Here is a 6,957-nt window from a genome sequence, read left to right as displayed (position 1 = left end):
GCCAAATGAGTGACCTGGCTGCGCAGTATGCCGATAAGGCCAAGGCGGGACTGCAACACATCGCGGATGAAGCGCTGCGTATTTTACAGGCGATTGAAATGATGCGTCGCTTTACACTGGGGCTCAGTTCAACCCGTGTGATGTGCAACATTGAAAGTGCGCGTTTGCCCAATGGCGGCGGTAGTTTGGTTGATGTGATCAATCAGCTTGGCGTGTTTCAGGGGAACCTGATGCGCCAGTTGGAGCAGATCGAGACACAGAGCCATCTGATAGAGGAATATGCACAGGCCCTGATAAGCAACAAGGGCGGAACGATGCCCCGCCCTGAATTTGATCAGCAATCAGAAAAGCAGGACTAGCCGTTGGCTTCGCGGATTTTGTCCGCTGCGTCTTTACTGTAGGAAACGCCTTCTTTATCGAACATTTGGTCCAATTCACCTGAAATGGTCATTTCGGTGATAATGTCACATCCGCCAACAAATTCGCCTTTGACATATAGCTGCGGAATGGTTGGCCAGTCGGAATAGTCCTTGATGCCCTGACGGATGCCCTCATCTGCCAACACATTTACATCGGCAAATTCAACGCCCATGAAATTCAGCACACCGGCGACGCGGCTAGAAAAGCCACATTGCGGCGCGTCTTTGGTGCCTTTCATGAATAGGACCACATCATTGGCGGTTACAGTGTCTTTGATCTGTGTTTTTGCGTCGCTCATTTTTCATCTCCAGTTGTCCGCATTGGCGGTGTGTCTATATCTTTGGTGGTCCGCTTGTTCACTTTTTTTGTCCAGAACTGCATATCTCTTGCCCCCATCGCGGCGGCTGATTTGTTGCCCCGTTCCGAGATACGGACCACATCCATGTCGATTTCTTCCATGCCCAATTCGGGCTTTTCATAGTCCTCATCGTTCACCTCATTGCCCAGAAACTGTTCCGCCAGTGACCTGCGGACGCGGTTCCGTTTGACAAACATCTCAATCAGGATCGCAATAACAACAAGCGCTGCAATGCCCAATAGGATGCTTTGCCACAGGGCCATTATTGTTACTCCGGCACTTTGGTGGTCAGGGCCAGTGCGTGCAAATCACCGGACGGTCCGTCCATTTTGCCCTTTAATGATGCATAAACCGCACGTTGTTGCTGCACACGGTTCTGGCCACGGAAACTTTCGTCCACCACTTCGGCGGCCCAATGGTTTCCGTCGCCAGCCAGATCGGTGATGGTGACCTTCGCATCTGGAAACGTGGTGCGGATCAGGTCTTCTATTTCGTGGGCTTGCATGGCCATGTGCGCTATTCCTTTTTTACGACGGGTTACCTAGTATTTAAGTCGGGATTATGAGTCATGCAAGGGGCGCACGGTACTTGGACGCTCCGCAAGACTAGACCACGGTTGCTTCAAAGCTGCTGCGGAAAGCCTCTGACAACTCCGACAGGGGGGCGGATGCGTCCCCGTAGGTCACGCTATCGCCGCCAAAACGCCCCGCAACCATGATCGGCACACCGGCTGTGCTGGCGGCAATCATCAAGGCTTCGGCCTGATCAAAGTTGCAGGCGATTAGATACCGCGCCTGATCTTCGCCAAACAGGGTCGGGGTGTCGGCCGCATCCAGCGTGACGCCAACGCCCGCGGATTCGGCCATTTCAAACGCAGCCAGTGCCAGCCCGCCATCTGACAGGTCAGTCACGGATTTGATCATGTCGCGGTTGGCGCGGATAAAAACTCCGGCGCGCCGCTCGGCCTCTAGGTCGACATGCGGCGCGTCGCCATCTTCGCGATTGAACATTTCGGCCAAAAGGGCGGATTGCCCCAGATGCCCATGCGTTTCGCCGATCAGCAAGGCCACATGGCCAGCCTCGGCATCGCCAGTGATCATATCGTCGATATGCTCAATCAACCCGACCGCACCTATGGTGGGGGTGGGCAGGATGCCGGTGCCGTCGGTTTCATTATAGAGCGAAACATTGCCCGACACGATGGGCATATCCAGCGCCGACACGGCCTCGGAAATACCTTTGATTGCGCCCACGAACTGGCCCATGATCTCGGGCTTTTCGGGGTTGCCGAAGTTCATATTGTCGGTGGTGGCCAGCGGGGTTGCCCCGACCGCGCATAGATTGCGGTAAGCCTCGGCCACCGCCTGTTTGCCGCCTTCAAACGGGTTTGCCATCACGTAACGCGGGGTAACGTCGGAGGTGAACGCCAGCGCCTTGTCGGTGCCATGCACCCGCACCACACCAGCCCCGATGCCTGGAACAATGGCCGAATCCGCCATCACCATGGTGTCGTATTGCTCGTATACCCATTGTTTTGAGGCGTAGTTTGGCGAGGAGATCAGCGCCCGCAGCCCGTCGATGGGGTCAATTTCAGGCACATCGTCCATCGGTGCAGCGGGCGGCGTTTCCACCCACGGCCGGTCGTATTCGGGCGCATTTCCCGACAGCGCCTTGAGCGGCAGATCAGCCTTTAGTTGATTGCCGTGCATGATGATAAACCGGTCCTCGGCGATGGTTTCGCCGACGATGGCAAAATCCAGATCCCATTTATCGAACACCGCTTTGGCCACGGCCTCAAGTTCGGGCTTTAGAACCATTAACATGCGTTCTTGGGATTCCGACAGCATCATTTCATAGGCCGTCATGTTTTCCTCGCGTGCGGGCACATCATCAAGGTTCAGCTTTACGCCCAACCCCCCTTTATCGCCCATTTCAACAGCAGAACAGGTTAGCCCAGCCGCGCCCATATCTTGAATGGAAATCACCGCGCCCGTCGCCATCAATTCCAGCGTGGCCTCCATCAGGCGTTTTTCGGTGAACGGATCACCCACCTGAACGGTGGGGCGTTTTTCCTCGATGGTATCGTCAAATTCAGCCGATGCCATGGTCGCGCCGCCAACCCCGTCACGGCCCGTTTTGGCCCCCAGATAAACCACCGGCATGCCGATGCCCGAGGCTGCCGAGTAGAAGATCTTGTCTGTGTCGGCCAGCCCAGCGGCAAAGGCATTCACCAGACAATTGCCGTTATAGGCCGAATGAAACCGCACCTCGCCGCCCACAGTGGGAACACCAAAACAGTTGCCGTACCCACCGACGCCTTCAACCACACCATGCACCAGCTGGCGGGTTTTAGGGTGGTCTGGTTCGCCAAAAGACAGCGAATTCATCGCGGCAATCGGGCGGGCCCCCATGGTGAACACATCACGCAGGATGCCGCCAACACCGGTGGCTGCCCCTTGGTAGGGCTCGATATAGGAGGGGTGATTGTGGCTCTCCATTTTGAACACCACGCATTGACCGTCGCCGATATCGACGATGCCGGCGTTTTCGCCGGGGCCGCAGATGACTTGCGGGCCTTCCGTTGGCAGGGTGCGCAGCCATTTTTTCGAGGATTTATATGAACAATGCTCGTTCCACATGGCGGAAAAAATGCCAAGCTCGGTGTAGGTCGGTTCGCGGTTCAGGATGCGAATGATGTTGGCGTATTCATCTTCGCTCAGCCCGTGGCTGGCGATCAACTCGTCGGTTATTTTCGGCTCTTGCATTTTGTCCCGTCCCCCGGTGGCAAATGTTGCCTGATCTAATAGGCCAAGGGCGAGGGCAGGGAAAGAGGCAATGAGGCGCAAGAGCCCAAATCAAATATTTTTGCCCTTGTGTCGAATATCGGCACAGCCGTTCGTCTTTAATTCGTAACCAAAAAAAAGATGGACAAGGAAATGAATTTGGAAATCACGTCACTATACGCTGTGCCGCTGGCCGTTTTGATGTTCGTGTTGTGGCTGAACGTCACTAAGACCCGTTCGGCCATGGGCGTTTCGATTGGCAATAATAGCGATACCGGATTGCACGAGAAAATCCGCAGACACGGCAATTTCATTGAATGGGTGCCGATGGTGCTGCTGATGATGTTGATTGCCGAAATGCGGGGCGGCAATGGAACGGCGCTGCATGTGGCAGGCATTCTGCTGGTGGTGTCGCGTGTTGTTCACCCGTTTGGCCTGCGCCATGACAACCCGAAACACATCTTTCGTATTATTGGCAACTCTGGCTCGTTGCTGGCCCTTTTCATTGCCGTCGGGGCCAATGTCTGGACCCATTTTAACTAAGGGATTGCTTATCCCGTTCACCGAGGGGAAACTCTCATCACTCCATGAAAAGGAAATGCTATGAAATATCTTGCTTTGATTTATGCAGAAGACAAGGCTAACCCGCAGCCAAATACACCCGAGTTTGGGCAGATGATGGCCGGCTATCAGGCCGCTAGCAAAAAGTACGCGGAAGACGGTGTAGTTTTGGGCGGCGAAGCCTTACAGCCCGTGGAAACCGCCACATCTATCCGCATTCGCAATGGCAAAACCGAGCTGATGGATGGCCCGTTTGCCGAAACCAAGGAACAGTTGGGCGGGTTTTACCTGTTTGAGTGCGACACGCTGGACGATGCGATTAAATACGCAAAGATGATCCCGACCGCTGAATATGGCACCGTCGAGGTTCGCCCGATCCAGACATATGACTTCGATTAAGTGACCAATGCCGCCGCCGATGCCGTTCATACGGCGATTGACTACACCCTGCGTCAGGACAGGGGGCGGCTGATTGCGGCGCTGGTTTCGGTAATCGGTGATTTTGAGCTAGCCGAGGGGTGCTTGCAGGATGCAATAGTTACGGCACTAAAAGACTGGCCAGTGAACGGTATCCCCAAATCACGGCGCGGCTGGTTGCTGCAAGTGGCGCGGCGCCGCGCGCTGGACCGCTTCAGGCGCGCCAAAAATCTTTCACAAAAGGCCGCGCAAATCGCGGTGCTGGAACAGGCCGAGATGGATGCGCCTGCCGACACGCACGACATTCCCGACCACCGCCTGCGCCTGATCTTCACCTGCTGTCACCCCGCGCTGGACGAAAAAACCCGTGTGGCATTGACCCTGCGCACATTGGGCGGGTTAACCACGGACGAGGTGGCGCGGGCGTTTTTAGACAAGCCTGCCACCATGGGACAACGGCTGGCGCGGGCGCGGGCCAAAATCAGCAAGGCGGGAATTCCGTTTGATATACCGGATGGCGAGGCGCTAAATCTGCGGCTTGGCTCGGTTTTGGCGGTGATCTATCTGATTTTCAACGAGGGGTATGCCGTGACCGAAGGCGACGCGCCGATCCGTATTGATCTGTGCGAAGAGGCAATATTTCTGGCCCGCCTGATGGTGCAGCTATGCCCCGATACGCCCGAGGTGGCGGGTCTGCTGGCGCTGATCCTGCTGACCCATTCCCGCCGCGCGGCGCGATATAATGACGAGGAATATGTGCCACTGGCCGATCAGGACCGCACCCTGTGGGATCAGGCGCGTATCGGCGAGGGGCAGGCGATACTGGAAGCGGCGCTAAAGCAGGGGCAGGTGGGCCCGTATCAAATGCAGGCATCCATCGCGGCGCTGCATTGCGAGGTATCAGATGCGGCGGATACCGATTGGGTGCAGATCGCGGCCCTATACCGGTTGTTGGACCAAATGGAGCCAAGCGCGATTGTCTGGCTGAATTATGCGGTGGCGGTTTCCTATAGTGAGGGAGCTGAACGGGCGCTTGAGGTGCTGGACCCTATCGCGCAGGATCTGGCCGCTTATCAGCCGTATCACGCGGCGCGGGCCGATATGTTGCGCCGGTTGGGGCGTGGCGGCGAGGCACATGCGTCTTATGAGCGGGCGCTGGAGCTGACCCGAACCCAGAGTGAGCGGGCGTTTTTGGCAGCACAGCAAAGCGAGCTTGGCGTTTAGCCAAAAAAAAGGCCGAGCACAAAGGCTCGGCCGAAGTCCAACAGGGAGGTATGAAACCAGCAAGAATTGCTTCGATTACTGCCTTCATGAGTTTTATTTAGGTGGGGGGGGCAATACATTCAAGAAGAATAATGTAGAAACGGCGCAAACCCGCTATGCGGCCAGCGCATACCTTACTTTTCCGCCTCTGCCCGCAGCCTTTTGCGCCGCGTTATAATCTCGTCTGTTACGAAATCCCGAAAGGCGGAGACCCGCTTGGAATGGCGCAATTCTTCGGGGTAGGCGAGGAACACTGGGATGTCGTTAGACTGGAGATTAGGCAGAACCCGCACCAGATTTTTGAAATCCTCGGTCACGTAATCGGGCAAAACACCAATGCCCAGATCGCTGATAACCCCTTGCAGCACGCCGAAATAATTGTTTACCGTCAGCAGGGAGCGTACCCCGTAGGTCAACAGCTGTTGCGCAAATATGGCGCTGGCACTGACCTGGGTCGATGTGGTGCTTTGGCAAATCAAACGGTGTTGCGCCAGATCATCCGTGGTGTCGGGCACCCCGTTTTCATCCAGATACTTTTGCGTGGCGTATAGGCGCATGTTCACGCTCATCAGCCGTTTGCGGATCAGGTCGGCTTGGGATGGTTCTTTCATCCGGATGGCGACATCGGCCTCGCGCATCGGCAGGTCCAGCACCTTTTCTTCCAGCATCAGGTCAATTTTCAGGTCGGGGTATTTATCATATAGGTGCGATAGACGCGGCGCGAGCCAGAGCGAGCCAAAGCCCATCGTGGTGGTGACGCGCAATTCGCCAAACGCCTCATCCGTGCTGTCACGGATGCGCGCGGTCGCGGCCTCGAGCCGCTGATCCATCGCGCGGGTCGCGTCAAACAGCAATTCGCCCTGTTCGGTTAGAATCAGTCCACGGGCATGGCGGTGAAACAGGGTGGCGTTCAGGTTTTCCTCAAGCGCCCGAATCTGCCGGCTAACGGCCGATTGCGACAAGTGCAGCGTCTCACCCGCATGGGTCAGGCTGCCCGCATCCGCGACCGCGTGAAATATTCTTAGCTTATCCCAGTCCATATCATCCCAACCATTACCATAAACACGCAAATACGAAATAGAATTACCATTGAACTATCCTCTGTGGCATCCGGAAAGGAAAGTGGTTGTTTCAACAATTTTTGACTTGGTAGGT

General features: G+C 56.0%; 8 protein-coding genes and 1 pseudogene. 4 read left to right on the top strand and 5 right to left on the bottom strand.

All coding sequences use genetic code 11. The features are described from left to right. Positions 1–359, top strand: a pseudogene (locus ACWB12_RS16830) (hypothetical protein); the annotation flags it as partial. On the opposite strand, the gene grxD reads toward ACWB12_RS16830, so the two are convergent. The 4 genes from grxD to purL form a co-directional block, all read right to left on the bottom strand. Continuing rightward, on the bottom strand, positions 356–718 hold the full coding sequence (gene grxD, locus ACWB12_RS16825) for a Grx4 family monothiol glutaredoxin (RefSeq protein WP_479531259.1): 363 nt from the start codon (positions 716–718) through the stop codon (positions 356–358). The pseudogene ACWB12_RS16830 and the gene grxD sit on opposite strands and share 4 nt — an antisense overlap. Then, entirely contained in the window at positions 715–1,041 is a 327-nt protein-coding gene (locus ACWB12_RS16820) for a hypothetical protein (protein ID WP_479531258.1), read from the bottom strand. The genes grxD and ACWB12_RS16820 overlap by 4 nt, the downstream gene beginning before the upstream one ends. A 5-nt stretch (positions 1,042–1,046) precedes the next feature. Continuing rightward, positions 1,047–1,289: a BolA/IbaG family iron-sulfur metabolism protein gene (locus ACWB12_RS16815; RefSeq protein ID WP_479531257.1), complete on the bottom strand. Its 243-nt coding sequence runs from the start codon at positions 1,287–1,289 to the stop codon at positions 1,047–1,049. Positions 1,290–1,383: 94 nt separating this feature from the next. Further along, on the bottom strand, positions 1,384–3,543 hold the full coding sequence (purL, locus tag ACWB12_RS16810) for a phosphoribosylformylglycinamidine synthase subunit PurL (RefSeq protein WP_479531256.1): 2,160 nt from the start codon (positions 3,541–3,543) through the stop codon (positions 1,384–1,386). A 171-nt stretch (positions 3,544–3,714) separates the two neighbouring features. Between purL and ACWB12_RS16805 the strand changes: the two genes are divergently transcribed. The 3 genes from ACWB12_RS16805 to ACWB12_RS16795 are packed head-to-tail and all read left to right on the top strand — an operon-like array spanning position 3,715 to position 5,763. Next, complete coding sequence (locus tag ACWB12_RS16805) at positions 3,715–4,104, top strand: MAPEG family protein (RefSeq protein ID WP_479531255.1); 390 nt, start codon at positions 3,715–3,717, stop codon at positions 4,102–4,104. Between the two features lie 60 nt (positions 4,105–4,164). Beyond that, complete coding sequence (locus ACWB12_RS16800) at positions 4,165–4,521, top strand: YciI family protein (RefSeq protein WP_479531254.1); 357 nt, start codon at positions 4,165–4,167, stop codon at positions 4,519–4,521. Then, complete coding sequence (locus tag ACWB12_RS16795; protein WP_479531253.1) at positions 4,522–5,763, top strand: RNA polymerase sigma factor; 1,242 nt, start codon at positions 4,522–4,524, stop codon at positions 5,761–5,763. It begins immediately after the preceding gene. A gap of 173 nt (positions 5,764–5,936) precedes the next feature. Here the strand turns inward: ACWB12_RS16795 and ACWB12_RS16790 are convergent, their stop codons facing one another. Next, complete coding sequence (locus tag ACWB12_RS16790) at positions 5,937–6,842, bottom strand: LysR family transcriptional regulator (protein WP_479531252.1); 906 nt, start codon at positions 6,840–6,842, stop codon at positions 5,937–5,939. Between the last annotated feature and the right edge of the window lie 115 nt (positions 6,843–6,957).

It is taken from the genome of Profundibacter sp. (genome assembly GCF_056498605.1).
The sequence above is the reverse complement of the archived record's forward strand: the minus strand, read 5'-3'. Positions and strand labels throughout refer to the sequence as shown.